Source organism: Marinobacter arenosus, assembly GCF_019264345.1.
Taxonomy (GTDB): Bacteria; Pseudomonadota; Gammaproteobacteria; order Pseudomonadales; family Oleiphilaceae; genus Marinobacter; species Marinobacter arenosus.
In genome coordinates this window covers 2,905,547-2,929,471 of sequence record NZ_JAHVAO010000001.1, presented here as the reverse complement: position 1 = coordinate 2,929,471, position 23,925 = coordinate 2,905,547, and the positions used below count along the sequence as shown (strand labels likewise).

20 protein-coding genes are annotated in these 23,925 nt (G+C 60.8%); 10 read left to right on the top strand and 10 right to left on the bottom strand.

Going from position 1 to position 23,925, the window contains the following annotated elements:
* Positions 1 to 2: 2 nt before the first annotated feature.
* The 6 genes from KXD86_RS13360 to KXD86_RS13335 all read right to left on the bottom strand — a co-directional run bounded on the left by KXD86_RS13360 (position 3) and on the right by KXD86_RS13335 (position 8,081).
* Positions 3 to 959, bottom strand: a complete 957-nt coding sequence (locus KXD86_RS13360; RefSeq protein WP_218636498.1) for a YCF48-related protein — start codon at positions 957 to 959, stop codon at positions 3 to 5.
* 60 nt (positions 960 to 1,019) lie between these two features.
* Positions 1,020 to 2,375 carry a DUF1329 domain-containing protein gene (locus tag KXD86_RS13355; RefSeq protein ID WP_218636497.1) on the bottom strand — a complete coding sequence of 452 codons (1,356 nt, stop codon included), beginning with the start codon at positions 2,373 to 2,375 and terminating at the stop codon, positions 1,020 to 1,022.
* A gap of 23 nt (positions 2,376 to 2,398) precedes the next feature.
* On the bottom strand, positions 2,399 to 4,249 hold the full coding sequence (locus KXD86_RS13350) for a DUF1302 domain-containing protein (RefSeq protein ID WP_218636496.1): 1,851 nt from the start codon (positions 4,247 to 4,249) through the stop codon (positions 2,399 to 2,401).
* 135 nt (positions 4,250 to 4,384) lie between these two features.
* Positions 4,385 to 5,767, bottom strand: a complete 1,383-nt coding sequence (locus tag KXD86_RS13345; RefSeq protein ID WP_218636495.1) for a WS/DGAT/MGAT family O-acyltransferase — start codon at positions 5,765 to 5,767, stop codon at positions 4,385 to 4,387.
* Positions 5,764 to 7,155 carry a WS/DGAT/MGAT family O-acyltransferase gene (locus KXD86_RS13340; RefSeq protein WP_218636494.1) on the bottom strand — a complete coding sequence of 464 codons (1,392 nt, stop codon included), beginning with the start codon at positions 7,153 to 7,155 and terminating at the stop codon, positions 5,764 to 5,766. Before KXD86_RS13340 ends, KXD86_RS13345 begins: the two co-directional genes overlap by 4 nt.
* Positions 7,152 to 8,081, bottom strand: coding sequence for an alpha/beta hydrolase (locus KXD86_RS13335; RefSeq protein WP_218636493.1), 930 nt, complete (start codon positions 8,079 to 8,081; stop codon positions 7,152 to 7,154). Before KXD86_RS13335 ends, KXD86_RS13340 begins: the two co-directional genes overlap by 4 nt.
* A gap of 284 nt (positions 8,082 to 8,365) precedes the next feature.
* Here KXD86_RS13335 and KXD86_RS13330 point away from each other — a divergent pair, with 284 nt between their 5' ends.
* Both KXD86_RS13330 and KXD86_RS13325 read left to right on the top strand, forming a co-directional pair.
* On the top strand, positions 8,366 to 9,418 hold the full coding sequence (locus KXD86_RS13330; RefSeq protein ID WP_218636492.1) for an NAD-dependent epimerase/dehydratase family protein: 1,053 nt from the start codon (positions 8,366 to 8,368) through the stop codon (positions 9,416 to 9,418).
* 46 nt (positions 9,419 to 9,464) lie between these two features.
* The gene (locus tag KXD86_RS13325) at positions 9,465 to 10,544 is read left to right on the top strand and encodes a zinc-binding dehydrogenase (RefSeq protein ID WP_218636491.1); all 1,080 of its coding nucleotides are present in this window, start codon (positions 9,465 to 9,467) and stop codon (positions 10,542 to 10,544) included.
* 48 nt (positions 10,545 to 10,592) lie between these two features.
* On the opposite strand, the gene KXD86_RS13320 is transcribed toward KXD86_RS13325, so the two are convergent.
* The 3 genes from KXD86_RS13320 to KXD86_RS13310 form a co-directional block, all read right to left on the bottom strand.
* The gene (locus KXD86_RS13320; protein WP_218636490.1) at positions 10,593 to 11,564 is read right to left on the bottom strand and encodes a VOC family protein; all 972 of its coding nucleotides are present in this window, start codon (positions 11,562 to 11,564) and stop codon (positions 10,593 to 10,595) included.
* Positions 11,565 to 11,576: 12 nt separating this feature from the next.
* A complete protein-coding gene (locus KXD86_RS13315; RefSeq protein ID WP_218636489.1) occupies positions 11,577 to 13,202 on the bottom strand; it encodes an AMP-binding protein in 1,626 nt (541 codons plus the stop codon).
* A 95-nt stretch (positions 13,203 to 13,297) separates the two neighbouring features.
* Complete coding sequence (locus KXD86_RS13310) at positions 13,298 to 13,828, bottom strand: 2,4'-dihydroxyacetophenone dioxygenase family protein (protein WP_137437001.1); 531 nt, start codon at positions 13,826 to 13,828, stop codon at positions 13,298 to 13,300.
* A gap of 166 nt (positions 13,829 to 13,994) precedes the next feature.
* On the opposite strand from KXD86_RS13310, the gene KXD86_RS13305 reads away from it, so the two are divergent.
* Entirely contained in the window at positions 13,995 to 15,056 is a 1,062-nt protein-coding gene (locus KXD86_RS13305) for an AraC family transcriptional regulator (RefSeq protein ID WP_218636488.1), read from the top strand.
* A gap of 239 nt (positions 15,057 to 15,295) precedes the next feature.
* Here KXD86_RS13305 and KXD86_RS13300 read toward each other — a convergent pair whose 3' ends face one another.
* The gene (locus KXD86_RS13300) at positions 15,296 to 15,979 is read right to left on the bottom strand and encodes a Crp/Fnr family transcriptional regulator (RefSeq protein ID WP_218636487.1); all 684 of its coding nucleotides are present in this window, start codon (positions 15,977 to 15,979) and stop codon (positions 15,296 to 15,298) included.
* Positions 15,980 to 16,093: 114 nt separating this feature from the next.
* Between KXD86_RS13300 and KXD86_RS13295 the strand changes: the two genes are divergently transcribed.
* From KXD86_RS13295 to KXD86_RS13265, 7 genes are all read left to right on the top strand, one after another.
* On the top strand, positions 16,094 to 17,641 hold the full coding sequence (locus KXD86_RS13295) for an arylsulfatase (protein ID WP_218636486.1): 1,548 nt from the start codon (positions 16,094 to 16,096) through the stop codon (positions 17,639 to 17,641).
* A 70-nt stretch (positions 17,642 to 17,711) separates the two neighbouring features.
* Complete coding sequence (locus tag KXD86_RS13290; protein ID WP_218636485.1) at positions 17,712 to 18,686, top strand: AAA family ATPase; 975 nt, start codon at positions 17,712 to 17,714, stop codon at positions 18,684 to 18,686.
* Positions 18,687 to 18,697: 11 nt separating this feature from the next.
* A complete protein-coding gene (locus tag KXD86_RS13285; RefSeq protein ID WP_218636484.1) occupies positions 18,698 to 19,645 on the top strand; it encodes a DUF58 domain-containing protein in 948 nt (315 codons plus the stop codon).
* On the top strand, positions 19,642 to 20,136 hold the full coding sequence (locus tag KXD86_RS13280; protein WP_218636483.1) for a DUF4381 domain-containing protein: 495 nt from the start codon (positions 19,642 to 19,644) through the stop codon (positions 20,134 to 20,136). The genes KXD86_RS13285 and KXD86_RS13280 overlap by 4 nt, the downstream gene beginning before the upstream one ends.
* Positions 20,123 to 21,130 (top strand): VWA domain-containing protein, encoded by a 1,008-nt coding sequence (locus KXD86_RS13275; protein ID WP_218636482.1) that lies wholly within the window; start codon positions 20,123 to 20,125, stop codon positions 21,128 to 21,130. Before KXD86_RS13280 ends, KXD86_RS13275 begins: the two co-directional genes overlap by 14 nt.
* The gene (locus tag KXD86_RS13270) at positions 21,127 to 22,620 is read left to right on the top strand and encodes a VWA domain-containing protein (RefSeq protein ID WP_218636481.1); all 1,494 of its coding nucleotides are present in this window, start codon (positions 21,127 to 21,129) and stop codon (positions 22,618 to 22,620) included. Before KXD86_RS13275 ends, KXD86_RS13270 begins: the two co-directional genes overlap by 4 nt.
* Positions 22,617 to 23,882, top strand: coding sequence for a BatD family protein (locus tag KXD86_RS13265; protein ID WP_218636480.1), 1,266 nt, complete (start codon positions 22,617 to 22,619; stop codon positions 23,880 to 23,882). Before KXD86_RS13270 ends, KXD86_RS13265 begins: the two co-directional genes overlap by 4 nt.
* Positions 23,883 to 23,925: the final 43 nt, after the last annotated feature.

Here is a 23,925-nt window from a genome sequence, read left to right as displayed (position 1 = left end):
ACTTATTCTCCCTGACCATTCCAGAGGCGAACACCCGCGGTGCCGGCCACCAGCCATTCGCCGTTGATTCTGGTCGCGGCGGTAATATCCCCCGGCAATCCACTGCGTGAAGCAGGCGAAAAATGACGGCCGTCATCCTCGCTCACCAGCACCTGTCCGCCATTGCCGAACAGGAAGACCTGGCCTTCGGGCCCGGTTTCATGGGCATTGATGGCGGTGGCGAGGTCCACTTTTGCCTTCTGCCAGGTCGCACCACGGTCTTCCGTACGCCAGATCTGCCCACGCATGCCATAGAGCAGCCACGCACCATCGGGCGTCTGTAGACCGCCAAAGAAGGAGCCCTCGTACGGCGACGAGAGTTTCTCCCACTGCTCACCACCATCGGCGCTGACAAACAGGGAACCGCTCTCGCCGATCAACAGCCAGTCGTCACCCGCCTGGGCGATGCTATACAGGTGCCGGTCGAAGTAGTCCTCGGAAATGCTCGCGGGCTGCCAGGTTTCCCCACCATCCACCGACTCCATGACCAGCCCGAACGCACCCACTGCCAGGAACCGCCCACCTCCCAGGTAGGCAACATCCATGAACGGATCTCCTCGTCCGTGTTCGGCCACGTCCACCGGCGTCCAGCTCGCGCCATGGTCAGCGGTGTACAAAATGGCGCTGCCATGCCCCACCACCACGCCCCGGCCGTCTTCACCGAAGGCGATGCCCATGATCGAGTCGGTCACGGGCAATCGCTGGCTGTGCCAGGCCGCCGGCACAGCGGCCTCGCTGCTCAGCACGACGCCTCGTTCGCCAACGGCGTAAAAGGCCTGCTCATTGCGCGCGAGGTCGAAGATGGCCACTCGCTCCGCGGAAATGTCGTAAGACAGGGGCGGCTTTTCAGCCCAAACAGCAGGCGCACACGCCCCCAGAGCCAGAGCGACGGCCCCGGCCCGAAAGTTTGAATTAGCCATGAGAGGTATACCTGATCGGAAAAGAAGAAACGGCGGGCGTTGAACCCCCGCCGTGGTCACTCAGCGCCCGCTACGACGAAGCGCGTCCGGCTGGAACTCGATGTAGCGCCCCTTAACACCAAACTCCCAGGGTTCGTCAATTTCGTTCGCCAGGTTCGATACCAGGTAAGAGCCGTTATTCAGATCGTGGTAAATATTGGCCCGGTACCAGGGCACCATGACATCGTAGAACTGGATGAGCGGGTGGATCGCGACGCGCCACAGGTCACCGCGGGTGTCGTAGGCGTCTTCCATCAGAACGTTCCAGGAGTCCTCATCGAGGTAGAAGGTACGCTTGCCATAGATGTGGCTGCTGTTCTCGCGCAGCGTCGCCTCAACCACCCACACCCGGTGCAGTTCATAACGCATCAGATCCGAATTGATGGTGTTGGTGCGAAGAATATCCTTCTCGTAGTTCAGGGACTTATCGCTCAGCTTATAGGCGTTGTAGGGAACGTAGATTTCCTTCTTGCCCACCAGCTTCCAGTTGTAGCGATCGGGCGCACCGTTGTAGGCATCGAACTGGTCGGTGACACGAATGCCCTCGGTACCGTCGTTGGCGTTGTCGTAGGCCAGATCCGGAGCGCGTCGCACCCGGCGCTGCCCGACGTTGTAAATCCAGGCAGACCGTACTTCCTCGACCTGGTCAATCGGCTCGTGAACCAGCTGGACCGTACCTTCCAGTGTCGGTGGCGAGGTGTACTTGGCGGTGTAATTCAACAGGCGATTCTCGGACTGACGGTCCATGTTCTCATCGAAAATCCGCTTCTCGAGGAAGCCCACCTTGTAGAAATCGCCGTCGCCCTGCACCGGGAACCAGTGGTACTGACGCTCAACGCCGCCACCCAGGTAACGGACGTTGTGGTTCCAGATCGCTTCCAGCCCGTTTTCCGGAATCGGGAACGGCACGTTGGCGCCGTCCAGGTTCTTGATGCCAAACCCCTCAAGCGTCACGTCCGGCGCCTCGGCCTTGATGGTGTCATACACCTTCTGGGGCAAGGCCGCGGTACGGCGGGTTTCGTACACCGGCATCCGGAAGTTGTCGTACTTCTCGAGCAGGGCAATCTGACCGGCGCTCAGCTTGTCACGGTACTGGTCGAGATTGTCCCCCGTGATGGTGAACTTCACCTCGTCCTGAGGGAACGGGTCGATATAGCCCTGTTTGGGATCCCAGCCTTCCGGGGGCGACGTCAGCCCTCCGGTCCACGCCGGGATGGTGCCGTCGTCGTTGGCGTTCGGGTTGGCACCTACCGGTGTCAGTTCCGTTCCCAGCTTTGCCACTTCCTCAGGGGACAGCTCGGCCATGGCCGGAGCAGTGAAGGCGAAGGCGGCAGAAACCGCCAGCGCCCGATACAGTCTGTTTCTGGAAAATTGCATGTCAGTATCCTCGGATTTTTGTTTTAGAACGTGTAGCTGTAATTGACGGAGGCATAGTCACGGTCGCGCAGATCGTTGTAATCGGCAGAGTCCGCGAAGTGCACGTAGCTTGCGCCAAACTTGTGTCGCTTCAGGTAGGTGAAGTCGGTCGCCAGGGTGGTCGAGATCCGGCCTTCCTGGAACTGACCATCAAGAGAGTTACCCTTGACGTCGTGACCGACGAACAGGGAGGGCTGCACCAGGAGGCCCAGACCAAACGGGTTCTGGTAATCCAGCGAGCCGCGCACCCGGTAGCCCCAGGAGAAGTCCGTGACATAGCCCTCGTTCTTGCAACCGGCCGGGGAGGTGTTCGCGCCCACCGCGCACGGATCGGCGCCATCGAAAAAGTCTTCGTGCTGGCCGAAGCCGAAAGTAAACCCGCGACCATGCCGGACACCGGTATAGGTGTCAGGCACATCGCCGTACTGGAATCCCACCTCGGCAATCAGCAGAGCCGTCTGCGCGCCCAGAATGTTGGACCAGAGGTTCAGACCGTTGATCTGAAACTGGGTCTTGTTGTAGCGCCGAAATCCGTCGACCCTCTCATTGGCCTCAGCCGTGGCGAAGGTTTCCCCCATTGGGCCCACGCCCTGGGCCGCGCCAACAACCAGGTCCGCGCCGTTGAGGATGACCGGGAAGTTCCTGGAATGGGTCAGTTCCGCGCCCACCGACCAGCTGGCGATGTTGGCGGCAGCACTGATGCCGTACAGCTGAATATCTTCCGGGTAGACCCAGGAGACGTCCCCCGGCGTGGTGCCGAACTGGGAATCCAGCTGCATGGGAATCAGGGTCGCTACGCCGGTACCGGGACCACTGCCGGTATTGATGCCCAGTACCGGCATCTTGGAGTGGTAGTTAATGGCGTAGAGACCGAATTCAGTGCCGATGGCATCGGCCGGGAAGCGCAAGGCAACACCGAACTGGCCCTGGTCACTGGTATCGTTTCGGGCGGCCTGGGGATAATAGGTGCCGCCCTGCAAGTCATCCGGGGAACTGCCCGGTCCCACGCCCACGGCGCTCACGCAGCCACTGAGGTCAGGCGAGATCAGGTTCTCGGTGACCGCCCAGTAATGGCCACAGCCCTCAATCGGGGAATTCTGCCATTCGAACTGATAGTAGGCTTCAACGGACACGCCACTGCCAAGCCCCATATTGGCGTAGAGCATGTTCGTGGGCAGCAGTACCTCGCGCAGTTCGGTCCCGGGACGGCGGAAGGCGGGCACGTCAATGGGGTTGATCCCCTGGTTCACGCCCTGGATGAACAGGCTTTCACCCCAGTTCACTACCTGGCGCCCCAGGCGAACCTGCAAGGGCTTGTAGTTGATGTCCCAGGTGTTATAGACAAACGCGTCCATGAGCTGGACACCAGAGAATTTCTGGAGATTCTCATAGCCGCGATCCGACAGCGGTTCACCCTGCTGGTAGCCGTTGGCCTGGTTGCCGAAGCGGACATCCTCGTCCTCCAGGGCCTGGTCGTACCAGCCCTTCACCCGGACGAGCGCGCCCATGTAGTCTTTTTCGAGGGAGAATTCGGTCAGAAACTTGGCCACGGTGGAAAACCGGTCGCCCTTGTCGTAGTTCAGGTTACCGCCATCCGACTTGCCACCGGTGCCCGGCTCTTCGCCAACCAGCGCAGCATTCTGTGCGCTGTACAGGGCAGGATCAGGGTCCTGCATACGCCAGCTCGATCCGAACGAAATGGTGGTATTGAGGCCGCCATCCCACTCGCCCGCATCGAAATTGAAGGCGGTCGCCGTATTGGCACCACCGAGGGTCAGCGCCATCACAATACCCGCACTGAGTCGGTTAACCCGGAAAGACTTCGCATTATTCATGTTTTGATCACTCCGCCACACACCCGATGGGATGCATGGAATGTTGTTTTTGTGTTTCAAGCGAGCGTCAGTATTCCGTAGAAATACCTAGGCACGTTTGCTCTTCAGTGCCACAAATTTGGCTTTTAGCGCCAGTCAGGCCGAATGGTTCTCCCCGCGCTTGAGGAGGTTGTTTTCGAGCTCCTCCAGGGCCTCAACCATGCCCACAGCCAGCCGCTGCACATGGGGCACCCGGTCCCGGCAGGCCACCAGGCCGAAGTTCAGGAAATCGCCGTGACTGACGCAGGTGAAGTTCAAGGGAATGCCCGGCATGATCAGGCTGACGGGGTAGACGTGAAGCAATTCAGCACCATCCAGATAGCGGGCTTCGCGCTGTCCGGGGACGTTAGAGACTGTGGTATTGAACAGCTGACGCCCGGCCCTGCCGATGCCAAGCACCACGGACGACAGAAAGGGACCGGTCGAAAGCAGTGAATAGACATTGACGGCATGGGCAGGAAGCTCGTTCAGCATGGCCTTCCCGGCTTGTGTCGACCGTTTGACGTACTCCAGACGAAGGGCTGGATCAGCAATGTTGGTGCCCAGGCTGCCAAATAACAGGCTCACCTGATTGCCAATACTGACGTCACCGGGTTTTCTCGTGGACACCGGCAGCGCTGCGGTGAGCGAATCCTCAGGCAATGCATTTGCCTCGAGCAGGTACTCGCGCAAGGCGCCACCCACAATCGCCAGCACCACATCATTGACCGTGGCTCCTGTCGTCTTCGCCAGCGTTTTCAGCCGTGCCAGTTCAAAGTGCTGGGTGGCCACCCGGCGATGGGCGCCAATCGGGCCATTCAGGATGGTCTCGGGCGTCGATCTGAACGTCGTCAGGGTCTCGTTTTTGGTGCGCAGCTTCAGGGACGCTGCGACACCCGCCTTCAGGTCTGAGAGGCTTGGCAACGCGCCTCTGTCCGACGCTTTGGCCCCGCCCGCGTCAATCTCCGCCTGCACCTTGGCCCACATCGGGGTACTCAGTGAGTCCGCGTCCGTCGACAGGCTGCCCACCACCAGACGGGTGCCACTGATGCCGTCGACAAGCGCGTGATGGATCTTTACGTAGAGGGCAAACCGGTTGTCGGAGAGCCCTTCGATGAAGTGGCACTCCCAGAGCGGCTTCTCCAGATCCATCGGTAATTCATGAATCCAGGCGATCATGTGGCCCAGCTCTTTTTCACCACCGGGCGCCGGCAAGGACCACTGCCTCAGGTGATATTCCAGGTCCAGGTCGTAGACTTCCCGGGTCGCAGGCCTGAGCTGCCAGCGAGTGGGACGCGTGAGCACCTGATTCCAGGGATAGACGACCCGGGTTTCCTCTCGCCAGCGAGCGATCAGGCTACTGACGAACGTTTTGCGTTCGTGATCGGTCAGCGAGGTGGGATAGGAAAAGGTCATCAGCGCCGCAATGTGCATGGGCATGTTCTTGCCTTCCAGTTGCAGGGACGCGGCATCCAGCAACGGCATTTTTCTCAGGGTCATACCGCCTCCTCGATCGCGTTTGCTACCGCTGCCTTCGCAGGCTCACCAACGCCCAGCTTTTCCTCGAGTTCCCTGCATGCCTCCTCCATACCGAGCGCCAGTTTCTGCATGTGCGGAACGGTATCCCGACAGGCGGTGATACCCACGTTGAGCGTTCCCGCATGGCTGTAGCAGGTGAAGCTCACCGCCATCCCCGGGAACACGATGTTCGCCGGATACAGATTCACCAGGCGCGCGCCCCTGAGGAACTTTTCCTCGCTGCCGCCAGGCACGTTGGACACCACCGTGTTGAATAGCGGCCGGGTTTTTCCGGTGACACCCATGAGCATCCGGAGCACCGAAGGCATCATGCTTACCAGGGAATAAGGCACCCGCATTTCCTGGGGCAGACCCAGCACCTGCTGTTTGGCCAGGTCGGTGGACTGATGAATCTTCTGCAGACGCACCACCGGATCCGCAATGTGGGTTCCGAGAATGCTGAAGATCATGCCCACGGCATTGCCGCAACTCTGGTCACCCTCGGCACGCAGGGAAATGGGGATAGCCGCGGTCAGGCTATCCCCCGGAAGCGCGGTAACGCGCTGCAGGTATCGGCGAAGCGTGCCGCCGACGAGACAGAGCAGCACATCGTTGAGGCTGACCCCCGCCTGTCGGGCCAAGGCCTTGATTCGATCCATTGAAAAGCTCTGGGTAGCGAAACGCCGCTGGGCCGCAATTGGGCCATTCAAGGGCGTATAGGGCGCCGAGCGAAAGGTGGTGAGCTGATCATCTCTGCCAAACAACTTGAGGACGTTCGCCGCGGTACTCATCAACGCCTGGGCGGAAGGAATTTGGAGTGGCCCTGGCTGGAACGGTTTTTCCGGTGCCGAGTGAACCCAGAACGGCGCCGTTTTGTTGTCGGCGCGGCGCTCTGACAGCCCCTTCATCAGCAGGATATTGGCGCTGATGCCATCGACCATCGAATGGTGGAACTTCATGTAGATGGCAAAGCGGTTGTCGGCCAGGCCCTCGATGATGAAGCATTCCCACAGCAGTTTTCTCAGATCCATGGGCTGGCTGTGCAGGCGGGCAACCAGCTGTCCCAGTTCCCTCTGGCCACCCGGCTTGGGCAAGAACAGGTGGCGGACATGGTATTCGAGGTCCGGGTCGTGACAGGTCTTCAGCCTGGGCGCCAGCTGCCACCGGGATGGAGACACCAGTTTCTGGTTCCAGGGGGCCTTGATTCGGGTTTCGTTACGCCAGTCCTCCACCAGCCTGGTCACGAAATCGGCACCGGCTTTTGCCGGCAGCTCGAAGATCATCAACCCGGCGACGTGCATGGGCGCATTGGGGTTTTCCAGCTGGACAAAGGCCGCGTCCAATGGCGTCAATTTCTTATAGTTTGTCATCCTCTCTCTCCCGAGCGTCCGGCTCCTGTCTGGAGCCGCTCTTTCATAAACGTTGTTATTTGTTGTCTGGCACCGGAGGCTTCCGGGAACCAATCCTCCAGCAGCGGGAAGGCGTGCGGGAGATGGGGCCAAAGGGCCAGTTCGGTAGGGACGCCGGCCGCGGCAAGTCGGCGGGCAAACAGCACACTGTCATCGCGCAGCAGTTCCGCCTCACTGGCGACGATCAGGGTCGGCGGCAGCCCCCGGCACTCGCCCAGCAGGGGCGATATTTCCGGATTGGCGCTGTCAGCGCCGTCCAGGTACCAGTCCAGGGCTTGCGCCAGCGAGGCAACCGGAAGCATGGCGTCCCGACCGGCATTGGCGGTCCGGGAGGGCGAACCGTGCAGACGGCCAAGGTCGAGCGCCGGCGAGACCGCAATGGCACACGCCGGCATCGGCATCCCCCGGTCCCGGATTCGGTACAGCAGCGACACCAGCAGGTTGCCCCCGGCCGACTCCCCGCCCAGTACAATCCGCTCAGCGGGAACCCCGGAATCGAGCAGCAGACGGTACGCCGCCTCGCAGTCGTCGAGAGCGGCGGGAAAGGGGTTGGCGGGGGCCAGCCGGTAGTCCGGAATGAACGCGCTGGCAGCCAGGGGATCACAAAGGCGTTCGGCAAAGGACAGGTGTCCCCTGGGCATCGCCGGCAGAACAAAGGCACCGCCATGCAACCACAGAAGTACGGGACTGCCAGTGCTGGCAAACGGTGTACCCAGCACGTGGCCTGCTACCGCCCCGCCCTCGCCCCAGTGGTAGTCGTAGCGAAACCGCTCCCTCTGACGGGTGCTTGCCCAGCGCCCGGCGATGCCAATCTGCGCTCGGGCTACGCGTCGGGGGTGCCCGCGCAACAGGTAGGCCATAAACGGCCGCAGTAGCCAACGCAGCACAAGGAGCTTGCACCGGGTCGTGAATGAAAGTTGGAGCGAGCGCGTTGAATACGTAGTGGGGTCAGAGCGTGAATTCATGGAAAGCCAATCCCTTGGGTAATTTCTGCCCACACTATGACCAATTGGTCGTAGTGGCTCCTTGGCTTACAACGTCAACAGCTTGTTATTTCACGCCACGAAAAATATGGCGTGTTTTACCTGTAATTTGTCGTGAATTGAAAAATAACGGCGTCAAAAACTACGCACGATAGGAGCAACACAATAAACAGAAAAGGAGCCACCCCATGTCTCTCCCAACTGGTCGGGACGGGCAAAAGCCGTCCCTCCCTTCAAAAGTCTTCATAACCGGCGCGAACGGCTTCATTGGTCGCACCCTCTACCGTCGTTACCGCGAGCTGGGCTGCGAGGTCTGCGGCATGGATTTGCAGGCGGATGAAGAGCGCAACGTCATAGCCGGAGACCTGACCAATCCGTCAGGCTGGCGCGATCATGCCAAAGGCTGCGACCTCTTTATCAACACCGCGGCGGTGGTGTCGCTGGCCGCCGACTGGGAGACTTATTCCACCACATCGCTGGTCGGCGTTCGCAACGCCCTGGACGTCGCCATTGCCGGCGGTGCACAGCGCTTCGTGCATTTTTCATCCATCGCGGCCATGGGCTACGACTACGAACCCGGAGCGGACGAGACGGCTCCCGTGGTGATTGGTGAACACTACCGCTACGGCGTGGCCAAGGGCGCCTCCGAACACACGGTGCTCGCCGCCCACGCCGCCGGTGAAATCGACTGCACCATCATCCGCCCGGGTGACGTCTACGGTCCGGGCTCCCGCCCCTGGTTGCTGGAACCCTTGAAGATGGCCCGGGCCGGCCAACTGATCCTGCCCAACCGGGGCAAGGGCATCTTTACCCCCGTGTACATCGATGACCTGGTCGACGGCACCCTTCTCGCCGCCGGCCTGCCCGCGGGAAGCGGCCGTATTTTCATCCTCTGGGGCGACGAGCCCGTGACCTGCCGGGAATTCTTCATGAATCACTGGCGCTGGGCCGGCAACTCGGGTTTCCCACCCAGCATGCCTCTGGCAGCTGCCCTGAAACTCACCCAGGGCATCTGGTGGCTGAACCGCACGCTCAAGCGCCCCAACGAGGTCACGCCCGACGCCATGCTGATGTTCGCGCGCAAGGGCGGATTCTCCATTGAGAACGCACGGAAACACCTCGGCTTCGAACCCAAGGTCAACCTCGAAGAGGGGATGAAACGTTCCGAAGCGTGGCTCAGAGAGATGGGCGAGCTGAGCGGAACCGACCGTCAGTCCTTTGACAAGGAAGCCCGCACCTAACGCGGGCTTCTGACTATGCCACCAAGAAACACCAAGGAGACACCCAATGCGTAGTGCCATCGTTGAAAACAACAACCTGAAGATCGTGGATCTGCCGGAACCCAAACCACGTGAGAACGAGCTCCTCATCAAATCTCTGGTTTGCGGCATCTGCGGGTCCGACCTGCATTGCCGGCACCACACCCATGAGATAGCCGAGAGCTCCCGCGAGGTCGTGGGTCGCTCCATCATCGACGCCGACAAACCCATCCTGATGGGCCACGAGTTTGTCGGGGAAGTCCTGGAAACCCAGCAAGGCTCGACGTTCAAGGCTGGCGACCAGGTCGTCTCCCTGCCCTTCCTGATGCGGGAAGACGGTCTTGCCATGATTGGCTTCAGTTCCGCCGACGTTCCCGGGGGCTTTTCCGAACAGATGCTGGTCGACAGCCGGCTCACCATGAAAGTCCCCAATGGCCTGAGTCCGGACATGGCGGCTCTGACGGAGCCCATGGCCGTTGCCCTGCACGCGGTTAACCGTGGCGAACCAACCCGGCATCACGTACCCCTGGTCATCGGCTGCGGCCCGATCGGTCTCGCCGTTATTGCCGTGCTGAAGATGATGAAGATTGGCCCCATCGTGGCGTCGGATTTCTCGAGCGCGCGTCGCGACCTTGCCAGAAAAATGGGCGCGGATGTGGTGGTCAACCCGGCCGAGCACTCACCCTATGACAGCTGGAAAGACGCAGCCCAGACTGCGAACCCGGAAGCGGCCGGCCCGATCTCACCCCTGTTCGGTGGCGCCGACCTGAGACCCTCGCTGATTTTTGAATGTGTGGGTGTACCTGGCCTGATCCAGAATGTCTGTGCCGGCGCACCCTACGGGGCTCGGGTCGTGGTTGTGGGTCTGTGCATGGAAAAGGACGCGATCATGCCGTCCTACCCGGTCATGAAAGAAATCGATCTGCGCTTTGTCAGTTTCTACAGCGGTGAGGAATTCGGAGCGACCCTGAACCACCTTGCCAACGGCGAGCTCGATGCCGGTGGGCTGATTTCCGACACGGTGGGCCTGAGTGATATCGAATCCGCCTTCGACCGATTGGGCAAGCCTGAAAACGACGTCAAGATTCTGGTAAGACCGTCAGAATAAGCCGTCGAATACGACAAAAAAAGCCGCTGTTTCCAGCGGCTTTTTTGTTTATTGCTCGCGCCGGGCCAGCCATCGGCGTAGCCACCGAAGGGGTGCACCCAGGCGAAGGCTGGGGCGAAAGCCGGTCACCCGATAGGCAAATTTTCGGGGGTACAGAAGCTCTATGCTATTGCCGTCCGGGTCATTGATGTACATGACTTTGAATATGCCCGCCTCCAGAGCCTTTCCATTGGCCCGAAACCCCGACCAGAGCGCTTGGGCATACACCTCGTCCCATTCAATACGGGACTGGGTGTTAAGGGCAAAGTTCATGAAACCGTGCTGGTACAACGGCGGACGTTGACCTCCCGGAAACGGCTCAGCGGTGCGACAGATTTCCACCACAACGCCGCCGCCACGCAGGTACCTCGGTTCTGACAGACCCTGCTTCACCACGGAGAGACGCTGAGCCCACCCCTCAGGCATCTGCACCGGCGTGACGCCAAGTGAGCCAGACCAGGCACGCGCCACGCCTTCGGCATCGTGGGAATTGAGCCGGATCAGCCGCACTGCGGACGGTTGCTTCCGGCCATTCCAGCCAGCGTCCGGCAGGGGATCCCGCTCATAGATTTCCAGCGCGTTACCCTCGGGGTCCCTGGCGTAGGCCACCCTGCCACCGGTCTCTCCCTCCACGGCTTCCAGACGCTGCTGGGCCGACAGGGCATCAACGCAACACTGGAACCGTTGGCTATAGATTCCGATACAGGCATAACCCGGCATCGCCGGGCTCCAGTGTTCCGGGCGGGGCCGCATTTCCGGCGACCGGAAGTCGAAGAACTCCAGCTGGAACATGTCGGCATTGCCATCGAGAGACCAATAGCAGCGCGTATTTACGCCGTCGATTCCCATCACCCGGGTAGACAGCTTGCCCGCATAGATGGTCCGCCCCGACGACACAAAACCGAACAGGGTGCCGTACCAGGACCGGAGGGCCCTGGCATCCTGACACACGAAGGCAATCTGACTGCAGTATGTGCTCATCGGAATCCCACCTCAGACAACGCGCAGATCCTTCCTCAGGATCTTGCCAACGTTTGACTTGGGCAGCTCCTGCAGCACCTCGATTTCCTTCGGAACCTTGTAGGCGGCGAGACTCTGCCGGCAATGTGCCATCACGGCGTCTTTGTCGATCGCGGATCCCTCGGTCGGCGCCACGAACAGGCGGATGCGCTCACCGGTTTTCTCGTCCGGCACACCGATACAGGCCGCTTCAGCAACCTCGGGCAACTCACTGGCAACGGCTTCCACCTCGTTGGGGTAAACATTGAACCCCGAGACAATGATCATGTCTTTCTTGCGATCAACAATCTCGAACTGACCGTCCGGGTGCATGACCGCGACATCACCGGTTTTGAAAAAGCCATCCTCGGTGAAGGTATCGGCCGTTGCCTGCCCCCGGTTCCAGTACCCCTTCATGACCTGGGGTCCGCGGGCACAGAGTTCGCCCGGCGTTCCGGCAGGCAGGGCGTTGCCTTGCTCATCGATGATCTTGACCTCAGTGGACGGTACCGGATAGCCCACCGTGCCGCTGAATGCTTCCTGCCCCATCAGGTTCAGGGTGAGGATCGGCGAGGTTTCGGACAAACCGAAGCCTTCCAGGATGTGAGCCCCGGTGAAAGCCTTCCAGGCCTTGGAGGTGCTCGGGAAGATCTTGGAGCCACCCCCAAATGCCACCTTGTAACGGGACAGGTCCACGTCCTTGAACAAGGGATGCTGGGTCATGCCCGCGTACAGGGTATTGACGCCACCAATAACGGTGAACCCGGAATCCTTGATGGCCTTCAGGTAGGCGTCCATGTCACGAGGATTGGGAATCAGGATGGCTTTGGCGCCGATTGCCGCGTAGGCCACGAAAATCATCAGGCCAAAGATGTGATACATCGGCAGTGCCAGCACCAGCACCTCCTCCCCCGGTTCGTTCGCCTCGGGTATGAAGCTCCGGAACTGAAGGCTGTTGGCAACCAGGTTACGGTGAGTCAGTGTCGCGCCCTTGGAGGGGCCTGTGGTTCCACCGGTGTATTGCAGAAACAGGACATCATCGCCGGACACCGGTACCGCAGTGGGTTTATTACCCGTGTTGTGCGCCAACAGGTCCGCCATGCCGGTAAACTCGCCCAGTTCGGCGGGAATGTCGCCACCCGGAATCGGGAGGCCGGCCCCATCACCGGGATTGACCACAATCACCTGCGAAACGGACGTAGCGTCACGGATCGGGGTCAGCGACGCCACGGAGCCCGAATAGATAAACATCGTTTCGGCGCCGGAATCATTCAGCTGGTGTTCCAGCTCCCTCGACGTGTACAGAGGGTTCACGTTCACCTGGATTGCGCCCACCTTGAGAATCGCCAACATGGCCACCGGATAGGCAAAGATATTCGGCAACATGACCGCAATCCGGTCGCCCTTCTTCACCTCGTATTGCTGCTGCAGGGCGCTGGCCAGGGCATCCGAGGCTTCATCAAGCTGGCCATACGTCATGGTGTGACCAAAGCACTCCAGCGCGGCGTGCTCCGGGAAACGCTTGATGGCGTCATTAAACAAGCTGGTAACGGAGGCGTGGGTGTCAGGGTCAATCGTGGGGGGAACATCCGCGGGGTATGAATCAAGCCAGGGTTTCATGGTTTTCTCTACCTTTATTGACTGTTCGGATACAAAAAAACGCCCTACCCGGGAAAACCTGTTTTGGCCGGGAGGGCGCTTCTGCACTGGCTGTCTTACTTGACGTTACGGACCCGGGCATTGTGGTCCGGCTGGGGCGGCGTAATGTAGTTCGCCGGCTCCAGGCCCCGTTCCCGGATCAGGTTGTCCAGCATGATCATGATGTCGCTGGCATCCATGATGCCCAGGTAGTTGCCATCGTCGTCGAAATTGACGTTGGCGCCGTGCACCACCATCAGGGTCTCTGTCGGCCCGGTGTTGGTCGCTGGCGTGGTGAACTGGTGAATGGAACCGCCCGGCTCGTACAGGTAGCAACCGTCGGTCTGGGGATCGTTGGGGTATTCCTTGTATTCCCAATGACCCGAAATCGTGAACAGGTGCACCGTGCCCGTGTGGTAGTGACGGGGCAGCGTCACACCCGGATGGAACCAGACTTTCAGCACCCAGACACCGTTATGCGGATCAAGGAAAAGCGGTTGTACATCAATGCCTGGCACGCCTGGCATGGCGTCTTCATAAACAGGCTGATTCTTGGAATTCACATAAAGCAGTTCGTGGTGCTCAAAAACCTGGTTTGGCGTCGTCATGGTCGACCTCTCTTGTAGATTGTTTTGCCGTTGGCAATACCTGCCAGATTTCATGGTCACCCGATTCCGATGACGGCACATGATAGAAAATGCCGTTTTCTTGTTATTTCCCGCCAATGCAGCTAGCGTTACCCGTTACAATCGTGAACAACAATTACACCTCATTATGGTTACGACAGATCTCACCAGAGCCTCGTCCCTGGCACGACTGGACGAGTTTTGCGCCAAATACGGCCTGGATTACCGGGCGATGCTCCGTGAAGCCAGGTTGCCCGAGGACGTGCTCGAACATCCCGAAAGCCTGATTTCCTATTCCCGGATGGCAACACTGCTCGAAAACTGCGCCAACCGGACAGAGCACCCATTGTTCGGGTTGGAATACGGTATCTTCCAGGGCACGACCATCTTTGGACGTTTGCTTTATCTATTCAAGAACGCCCAGACCGTGGGCGATTCGCTGAACGAACTGATGCAGTATTATCATCTGCACTCCTCCAGCGGACTGGTGACCGCCACCATCGAGGACAAGATGGCCATTCTCAGCTACGAACCCTTGTTGAGCGAGGGGGTCGCCAGCAAGCAGGCCGTGGAACTGGCCATCGGGGTGGGCAAGGCCTTGCTGAAAATGCTGCTTGGGACCCAGTGGCGACCCAGTGGCGTGCATTTCCGACACGGGCCCGGCAGTTCGCCGCAGGCCTACAGCCGGCTGCTTGGCCTGCCTCCCCAGTTCGACAGCACCATCAATGGCTGGGTGTTTGAAGCCCGCCTGCTGGACCTGCCCCTGAGCGATTCCGATCCGAAGCTGCATGCCCTGATGCGCGAGCATCTGGAAAAAATGGATGAACTGTCAGTCCAGGAATTGCCCGCCTACGTTCAGCATCTCATGAAGAATTTTCTGCCCAACGGCCGGGTGACCATTGATCTTGTGGCGGATTACATGATGCTCAGCTCCCGCTCTCTGCAGCGCTACCTGACTGAGGAAGGCACCTCCTTCCAAAAGCTCCTGGACGAGACCCGCAAGAGCATGGCCGAACGCTACCTCCAGGAATCCGGCATCAGCCTGACCCAACTTTCCGGGATTCTCGGCTACTCCGACCTGGCGGCTTTCTCGCGCGCCTTCCAGCGCTGGTACGGCGTCAGTCCGAGGCAATGGCGAAAAGATCAGGGAATCCAGTCGTCATCCCGACTGCTATCCATGCGAAAAAAGGCGCCAGGCTGGCTGCGCTGATCGAAAAAGACCCCTCCGGGGAGAAGGGGCTGAAAGGGACACAGTTTTGGGCCAACCTGGCCCGGTGCGGAGCACGCAGACGACACAAACAGCAAAGGTAGGAAATTCCGCCTGCGGGATTGCCGGAGCAACCATCTCCTCACCTCTTAAAACTATACAAGCCCGCCCCAACCGGTTATTTAACTTAAGCCGCCAATGACTTAACTTTTATGTACTCACTGACAAACCAGGGGCGGCCTTTACTCGCGTGCAATGAAGGCTTCCAGTCCTTCGCGGTCCTTCAGATGAATCACGCCGTACCGGAACTCGATCAGATCTTCACCAAGCAATACCTGCAGGGCCCGGTAAGCTGCCTGTCGGGAAATGCCCAACATGCTGCCAAGTTGCTCCTGGGTCAGTCGGAGCGAGACAGGCGGCTCGGGATTGCCATGCTGAAAGGTCGCTATAAACAACAGACGCCTTGCCAGCCGAGCCGGAATTCCTCGCAGCGCATCATCCTCAATGACCATCAGAGCGGCCCGCAGCCGTTGCCCCAATTGCCTGACAATCACCGGGTAACATTCGGGAAAGGCGTCCAGCAGCCTCACGAAAGTATCGGACCTGAATTCAATCAGTCTGGTGGACTCATGGGCCACGGCTCCATACAGCCGCGGCGTATCTTCCCAGAACACGCCGTCGCCGAACCAGTTTCCCGGCCCACAAATCATCAGGGTCAGCTCCTTGCCGGCACCGCTGATGGCGTTCACCCGGACCGACCCGGATTCAATCACCGCCAGGGTCTTCTGGGAGCTGCCCTTCCTATAAATGGTCTGTCCCTCAGAAAAGCTCCGCACCGTCGCCAGGCGCGCGGCCTCGGCAATCCCCTCCGGTGGCAACCCGGCCAGAAGGTCACAGCTTCCAAGTGTGTCGGGAACATTGGTCATATTGGATTGTTACTCTGGTTACAGTGTTGCCCGAGGCTCCTGCCGTAGACTCGAAGCAAGCGAACAAAGCCAACCTCTGACAATAACGCTTGCGAGCTTCGACAGGAGAACAAAATGACTACCGGAAGCCTCTACCGGAGTGCCACCCGCCTGATCCTGGGCGTCGGCCTGCTCAGCCTCCATTTGGTGGCCGCCGCCGCAGAACGCCCCAATATTCTTGTCATCATGGGTGATGATATCGGTATTACCAATATCAGCAAGTACAGCCATGGCATGATGGGATACCAGACGCCGAACATCGACCGCATCGCCAACGAAGGCATGATGTTCACGGATTACTACGGGGAGCAAAGTTGCACCGCCGGCCGGTCTGCCTTTATCACCGGCCAGCATCCGATCCGGACCGGTCTGACCAAGGTCGGCATTCCGGGAGCCCCGATTGGCATCCAGCCGGAAGATCCCACCCTGGCAGAACTGCTGAAACCCCTGGGGTATGCCACCGGCCAGTTCGGCAAGAACCACCTGGGTGACCGGGACGAGTTCCTGCCCACCAACCACGGCTTCGATGAATTCTTCGGCAACCTGTACCACCTGAACGCCGAAGAAGCACCCGAAGACCCGGCCTGGCCCAACGATCCCAAGCTTGCCCAGATGATTACCCCACGGGGGGTCATCCGCTCCACCGCAGACGGCAAGGTCGAAGATCTCGGCCCGCTGAATACCACACGGATGGAAACCATCGACGAGGAATTCCTGCAGGCGTCACTGAACTTCATGGAGAAAGCCCACAACCAGGACGAGCCCTTCTTCGTCTGGTTCAATTCGACGCGCATGCATTACTACACTCACATCAAGGATGAAACACGAGGCCTGTCCGGCCAGGGTTTCTACAATGATGGTATGGTCGAGCACGACAACCACGTTGGCGAATTGCTGGCCAAACTTGATGAGCTCGGGGTCGCGGATAACACCATTGTTCTGTACACCACGGACAACGGTGTTCATTACAACCACTGGCCCGATGCCGGCATTACCCCTTTCCGGGGCGAGAAGAACACCAACTGGGAAGGCGGCTTCCGGGTGCCGGCCCTGGTCCGTTGGCCGGGCAAGATCGATTCCAACAGTATTTCCAACGACATCATGTCCCACCTGGACTGGGTGCCGACACTGATGGCCGCAGCCGGAGTTCCCGACATCAAGCAGGAACTGCTGGAGGGCCACGAGGCCAACGGCAAAACCTACAATGTGCATCTCGATGGCTATAACTTCCTGCCCTACCTCACCGGCAAGGTCGAGGAAGGTCCTCGCAACGACTTCATCTACGCCAGTGACGGTGGCGATATCCTGGCCTTGCGGGATGGCCCCTGGAAATTGGTCTTTGCCGAACAGCGCTCACACAAGTTTAACGTCTGGTCCGAGCCTTTCGTGAAACTGCGCATCCCTAAGGTATTCAACCTGCGCCAGGATCCGTTCGAGCGTGCCGATATCGACTCCAACTCCTACCAGGTCTGGTGGGACCGGAAGATCCAGGCCCGCGGCATGGCGACGCTGATCAAGGTCAAACAGTTCCTGAACACCTTCAGGGAGTACCCACCCCGCCAGAGACCGGCGACCTTTACCATTGATCAGATGATGGAACAGTTCCTCAACTACCCGCAGTGAGAGTCAGGGAAACGCGGCCCATGGCGGCGTTTCCCCACTTTCCGGGCACGGTTCTTTTACGAGGACGGTTATGAATACCCACGATTCTGTGGTCACCCTGATCGATCGCCTGAGCTCCGATGTGCTGGGTCAGGAGCAGCTGATCGAACAACTGGTTCTTGCGCTACTCTCCGATGGCCATGTGCTGATCGAGAGCTTGCCCGGGTTGGCCAAGACCCGCACGGTGAAACGGCTCGCCCATCACCTGGAGGCGCAGATGCGCCGGATCCAGTTTACCCCGGACCTGCTGCCCTCCGACCTCACCGGATCGGAGGTACTGCACTACACCAACGGCGTGCAATCCCTGGCGTTCGAACCCGGCCCGCTGTTTGGCAATCTGATACTGGCGGACGAGATCAACCGGGCCCCGGCCAAGGTCCAGTCTGCCCTCCTCGAGGTCATGGAGGAACGCCAGATTACCGTTTCCGGTGCTACCCACCGGATGGACGACCTGTTCATGGTGCTGGCCACACAGAATCCGATCGAGCAGGAAGGCACCTATCCCCTGCCCGAAGCCCAGATGGATCGTTTTCTCATGAAACTGGTGCTGGATTATCCGAGCCACGAACACGAATGCGACATGCTGAGGCTGGTCAGGTCCGAGCAAGACAACGAATCGCCCCAACCGGTGTCGGCACCGGACTTTCAGCCCGGCATTTTGCTGGCCGCCCGCCGGGAAATCGTCCGGCTTTTTGTATCCCCGAAAATCGATCAATACGTCGTCAGTCTGGTCCAGTCGACGCGACCGGCATTGGCACCCGACGCAACACTCCGTGGCTGGCTCGATACCGGGGCCAGTCCACGGGGAGCCATTGCCCTGGACCGGGCCGCTCGGGCTCACGCCTGGCTCCACCAGCAGCCTCACGTCACCCCGGACAACGTGCGCGCAGTCGCCCTGCCGGTTCTACGTCACCGGTTGAGGCTCAGCTACGATGCCATCGCGGATGGGGTTACCGAGGATCAAATCGTTGATCGACTGCTCGATCAGGTTGCGATTCCCGCCTGAGGGGAGCCACCATGGGCCAAAGCCGCACTGACAACACCGGCGTCTTCACCACGACAGATCGGCTGATGGCGCTCGAGCCTGAGGGACGACTCCCCGACTTCCATGGCCGCCAGCGTTCAAACAGCCAGCTGGCAGGGCAACACGGCTCAAGGATGCGCGGACGCGGGCTCGACTTCGATGAGCTACGTCGTTACACCAGGGGTGACGATATCCGCCACGTGGACTGGCGTGCCACCCGCAGGGCCGGAACCCCCTTGGTTCGCAGCTTCACCGAGGAACGCGACCGGCCGACCATGATCCTGTGTGATCAACGCATGGATATGCTGTTCGGTTCGTCGCTCCTACTGAAAGCGACGGCAGCCGCGGAAGTGTCGGCATTGGCAGCGTGGATAGCCTTCAACGCCGGCGACCGGGTCGGTGGCATTGTCTTCAACGATCAGCGCCTTGATACGGTTACGCCACACCGGAGCCGGCGTCGGGTTGCCGATCTACTCACCCGGATAGCCCGTCAAAACCAGGCCGTGCGTGTCGATAACGACGCTCCGCGCAATGTCGGACAGCTGGACAAGGTCATCTCGGGCTGCCTTGCGAATGCCTACCATGACCAGACCGTCTGCATCGTCAGCGATTTTGCCGGCATTACGGAACGAACCCTGGGCCTGCTGCAACAACTCTCCCTTCACAATGACGTGCTGGCCATTCAGGTTTACGACCCGCTGGCTGTGACGCTGCCCGACGCCGGAGTGGTAACCGTTGCCGAAGACCAGGTGGAGGTGACCCTCGACCTTGGCCATGCAGGCGTCCGAAACAGCGTCGCGGATTTTCTCACCGAACGGTTCCGGATCGTCGACGAACATCTCAGGCGCAGCCGGGTCGCTCACCTGAAAATCAGCACGGGCGAAGCCACTGTGCCCCAACTCCGGCGGGCTCTTGGACTGGCGGGAGCACAGCGTCGATGAGTCTGGTCAGCGATCTGGAACAGCTCCGGGAACTTCCATCCCCGCCCATGCCCTTACTGTGGCCACAGACCTGGGGCTGGGCCCTGGTACTGACCCTGCTGCTGGCCCTGGTCGTGGCCGGCCTGCTTTTCTGGAGACAGCGCCGGAAAACCAACGCCTACCGGCGCGCGGCCCTGGCGGAACTCGACGTCCTGGAAGCACAGTGGCGCCGGGATCCGGCCAGCACTGCGCCACTGAGGGATATACCCGAACTGCTCAAGCGTGCGGTGCTCAACCGTCCGGGAAACACGGCAACCGAGTTGGCGCGCATGGGAGGCCCGGACTGGCAAGGCGAACTGCAACGCATGGCCGCCACACCGCTTTCCGAAACCTTTGCCGAATCTCTGGCCGATTTGGCCTACGCCAGTGACCAGACCCTGACGCGCCTGGATGCGGCAGCCGTGATCGCCGAGTGCCGGCAGTGGTTGGAGACTCATCATGATCCAGTTTGATTTTCCCTGGCTCTGGCTGTTGCTGCCCCTGCCCCTATTGGCGTACCACGGGTTGCCCGCCTACCGGGCGCCCCATCGGAAACTCCGGGTGCCGTTCACGGTCGCCTTCAAGGATCGAATAGCGCAGAAAGCCAGCCCAAGGGCCGCCGGAATCTCCCGGGCCGCCCTCGCCCTGCGTTGGCTGATCTGGGCCCTGCTGCTGACGGCGGCCGCACGGCCGGCCTACCTCGGGCCTCCGATAACGCACATCGAACCCAGGCGCGACCTGGTTCTCGCCATCGACCTGTCCCAATCCATGTCCGAACCCGATTTCACCACCTCGGACGGAGCTGACACCCGGCGGCTGGACGCGGTCAAGCGGGCCGCCAGCCAGTTCATTAACTGGCGCACGGATGACCGCATCGGACTGGTCGGCTTCGGGGACCGCGCCTTTGCCCTCGCGCCCCCATCCCGGGAACACGATACGCTGCAACAAATCCTGGCAATGACCGAGACCGGCATGGCCGGCGCCAACACCGCGCTCGGCGACGCCATTGGCGTCACCCTGAAACTGCTGGAGCAAAGTGACCGTCCCGACAAACTCCTGATCCTGCTCACCGACGGCAATGACAACCGCAGCCGGCTCGACCCAATACAGGCAGCGCGTATCGCCAACAATCGGGGTCTGACCATCCACACCATTGGCTTTGGCCGGACCGACACAGGAACTGACGATGCCGTGGATGCGCCAACCCTGGCGCGCATTGCAGGGATGACCGGTGGCCAGTCATTTCTCGCGACAGACCGGACGGCGCTGGAGCGGGTCTACAGGACCATCGATGCCATGACACCGCATAACGCGGAAGAACTGAGAGCCCGGCCCCGCCGGGAGTTGTTCTGGATTCCCGTGCTGGTCGCTTCGGGGTTACTGCTTCTGCATCTGCTGGCCGCTCTGCGGTCATCTCAGGCACAGCCTCTGGCGGGCTGGCGAGAAAGGGAGAGGCGCGAGCCATGACGGAATCGATCGCCCAGTTTCACTTTCTGCGCCCCTGGGGCCTGCTGATCATGCTCGCGGGCCTTGCGTTGCTGCCAGCATGGCACAGGATCAGCCGCCGCCGGGATGCGCTGAGCCGGATGATTGCGCCGCACCTGCTGCCGCACCTCGCGCTGAACAGCAACAACCAGACACGTTTCCGGCCCCTACATGGTTTCAGCCTGCTGCTAGTGGTAGCCGGGCTGTCGGTTGCCGGGCCCACCTGGGACCGACTGCTGCCGCCCAATTTCGACGACCAGACCCGGGTGACCGTCGTCCTCGACCTGTCCGCATCCATGGCCGACACCGGTACACTGGCTCTGGCCCAGGACCGCATTCAATCACTCGCGGAACGCCGGCCCGGCTGGCACACAGGCCTGATCGGATACGCCCGAAGCGCCCATCGGGTGTTACCCCACAGCCGGGACAGGCAGCTGCTCAGCCTGTATCTCAACTCCCTTGAGGCGGGCATGATTCCGGGCCAGGGACGCAACCTGGCAGCCGCACTGGACCTGGCCACGGCACCATTCGGAGCTGGTGCCGGCCCGCAAACGGTCATCCTGGTTTCCGATAACCTGGCGTCAGCGCAGTTCTCCCCCTCACAAAGTGAGGGTCCGGGTGGACTAAAGGTGCTGGCACTGCTGCCAGAAGAAACCCTGGCCTCCGGCGCAACCCACGCGGTTCTGAACACGCTCTCTGCCGACACCCGAGCCTTCACGACGACGGAGCAGGACGTCCGCTGGCTCGAGCGTCAGGTCCAGACCCATTTCCAGCGTCAACAGAACCTTGATGACACACTCAAGTGGCGCGACTACGGCTACTGGCTGGTCTGGCCTGCCCTGCTGCTGGCCCTCGTGTCCATGCGCAAGGGTTGGAACCTTCAGTGGTGCCTGGTCGCCCTGCCACTGCTGATGGCTCCGGCGCCACCGGCCAACGCGGACGCTCTGGCCAATGCGTTTCTGACACCGGACCAGCAGGGGCGGCTGGCATTCGAAGCCGGAGACTACGCAGACGCTGCGCGACTGTTCCGCGATCCGTACCTGCGAGGCCTGGCGGCCTACCGCGCTGCCGATTTCGAGACCGCCATCGAGAGTTTCAGCCAACAGGATTCACCCCGGGCCTGGTTTTACCTTGGCAACAGTTACGCCCGGCAACTGGAACTGGGAAAGGCCAAGGTCGCCTTTGAAACGGCACTTGAGAAAGATCCCGGGCTGGAGGCTGCCAGGGCCAACCTCAGGCTCGTCGAAAAGATCTCGGAAGATCTCAATGAAGGCCGGACAAAAGCGCCGGATATTGGCGCTGACGCCGTCCGGTTCGACAAGCAATCCGGTCAGGGAGTGAGCACCAGAATCCAGGGGCAGGAGGCCATCACCGACGCGATCTGGCTGGAGAACCTGAACACCTCGGTCACGGACTTCCTGAAACGTAAGTTCGCTGCGGAGCAGCGCAACCAGACCGGAGAACAGCCATGAGAGTGCCGGGAAAGCCGGTACTCGCCGCTATACTCGTTTCCCATCTGGCGGATCACACTCTGGCCGCGGAAGTGAGGATCGAGACCCGGCTGGTTCCGGATGCCGACATCCGCTCCGGCCAATCGGTCTCCTACGAAGTGGATGTCCTGACCGACACCTGGCTGACCGGTACCCCGGAATTCCGGCCGCTGGAGGTCGCAGGCGCCCTGGTGTCTTTCCAGGGCAGCCAGGGCCGGAGCATTCAGCGCACGATCGAGGGCAAGCGCTATTTCGGCGTCACCTACAGCTATCGCCTGATTCCCCTGGACCCGGGCGTCACGACACTGCCGTCATTTCGCATCAAGGCCCCGGTGGGTCAGGAAGATGCCCCGGTTGCCGTGACCACCCCGGAGCGTTCGTTTGCCGTTCAGCCACTCCCGGCCGTCGAGTCTGCCGACATTTCACTTCTGGCGGCGGACGTCCAATTGAGCCAGAGCCTCAGCACGACCGGCGGCGGCATCGCCGCCGGCCACCCCGTCGTTCGGGAAATTCGGGTACGGGCCCATCAGGCCCTGGCGCTGTCCATCCCTCCCCTGACGGCTTCCTCACCCGGTGAGGCAGTGGGCACTCGCCTGCCTGCAGACATTCGCCCGATCACCGACGAAGGCGGCTCGATCACCGGCGGGGAGCGCATCGAGCGCATCCGCTACAGCCCTGACCAAGCAGGGACTTATAGACTGCCGGCCCTCTCACTCACCTGGTGGGACATTGACGATGACAGGATCCGGCAGTCGACGTTACCGGCTCTGCCGATCGAGGTCCTGCCCGGAGCCGGCCCATCGGAAACCCGGGTTCCGACAAGCTGGCTCCTTGTCATCCTGGCTGCCGGAGCATCGATGGCGATCCTGACAGGCTGCCGGCGGACAATCCGCTCGCGCACAAGACACGTCATCAGGCGGGTTCGCCGCCGGTGGCAGAATTCCCTACCCGGACAAAAGCAGGCCGCCGTCCGACAGCTCAGGGGAACGCCCAGAGAACTGACGGGACTGTACCGGCTCGCGGACAAACGGACCGGCGCTCATTCACTGCGCGACTGCCCCCTGGAATGCAGGCAGCGAGAAGCCCTGATGGCAGGCATTGCCGGATACTACGCCCCCCGCCCGGAACCGGAAACGAGCACCCGCAGACTGATCCCGCTGATACGAAAGATCAAAAGCGACCTCCGGACCGACCGTGGCCCACGCTCCGCGCAACTCCCACCTCTCAACCCCCGTCAACGATAAAAAAAGCCCGGACCAAACGGCCCGGGCGAAAAAGGGAGCACAA

Bases quoted from the DNA above. Each gene is read 5' to 3' on its own strand.
- KXD86_RS13360 (WP_218636498.1), bottom strand. From the start codon at position 959: ATGGCTAATTCAAACTTTCGGGCCGGGGCCGTCGCTCTGGCTCTGGGG.
- KXD86_RS13355 (WP_218636497.1), bottom strand. From the start codon at position 2,375: ATGCAATTTTCCAGAAACAGACTGTATCGGGCGCTGGCGGTTTCTGCC.
- KXD86_RS13350 (WP_218636496.1), bottom strand. From the start codon at position 4,249: ATGAATAATGCGAAGTCTTTCCGGGTTAACCGACTCAGTGCGGGTATT.
- KXD86_RS13345 (WP_218636495.1), bottom strand. From the start codon at position 5,767: ATGACCCTGAGAAAAATGCCGTTGCTGGATGCCGCGTCCCTGCAACTG.
- KXD86_RS13340 (WP_218636494.1), bottom strand. From the start codon at position 7,155: ATGACAAACTATAAGAAATTGACGCCATTGGACGCGGCCTTTGTCCAG.
- KXD86_RS13330 (WP_218636492.1), top strand. From the start codon at position 8,366: ATGTCTCTCCCAACTGGTCGGGACGGGCAAAAGCCGTCCCTCCCTTCA.
- KXD86_RS13325 (WP_218636491.1), top strand. From the start codon at position 9,465: ATGCGTAGTGCCATCGTTGAAAACAACAACCTGAAGATCGTGGATCTG.
- KXD86_RS13320 (WP_218636490.1), bottom strand. From the start codon at position 11,564: ATGAGCACATACTGCAGTCAGATTGCCTTCGTGTGTCAGGATGCCAGG.
- KXD86_RS13315 (WP_218636489.1), bottom strand. From the start codon at position 13,202: ATGAAACCCTGGCTTGATTCATACCCCGCGGATGTTCCCCCCACGATT.
- KXD86_RS13310 (WP_137437001.1), bottom strand. From the start codon at position 13,828: ATGACGACGCCAAACCAGGTTTTTGAGCACCACGAACTGCTTTATGTG.
- KXD86_RS13305 (WP_218636488.1), top strand. From the start codon at position 13,995: ATGGTTACGACAGATCTCACCAGAGCCTCGTCCCTGGCACGACTGGAC.
- KXD86_RS13300 (WP_218636487.1), bottom strand. From the start codon at position 15,979: ATGACCAATGTTCCCGACACACTTGGAAGCTGTGACCTTCTGGCCGGG.
- KXD86_RS13295 (WP_218636486.1), top strand. From the start codon at position 16,094: ATGACTACCGGAAGCCTCTACCGGAGTGCCACCCGCCTGATCCTGGGC.
- KXD86_RS13290 (WP_218636485.1), top strand. From the start codon at position 17,712: ATGAATACCCACGATTCTGTGGTCACCCTGATCGATCGCCTGAGCTCC.
- KXD86_RS13285 (WP_218636484.1), top strand. From the start codon at position 18,698: ATGGGCCAAAGCCGCACTGACAACACCGGCGTCTTCACCACGACAGAT.
- KXD86_RS13280 (WP_218636483.1), top strand. From the start codon at position 19,642: ATGAGTCTGGTCAGCGATCTGGAACAGCTCCGGGAACTTCCATCCCCG.
- KXD86_RS13275 (WP_218636482.1), top strand. From the start codon at position 20,123: ATGATCCAGTTTGATTTTCCCTGGCTCTGGCTGTTGCTGCCCCTGCCC.
- KXD86_RS13270 (WP_218636481.1), top strand. From the start codon at position 21,127: ATGACGGAATCGATCGCCCAGTTTCACTTTCTGCGCCCCTGGGGCCTG.
- KXD86_RS13265 (WP_218636480.1), top strand. From the start codon at position 22,617: ATGAGAGTGCCGGGAAAGCCGGTACTCGCCGCTATACTCGTTTCCCAT.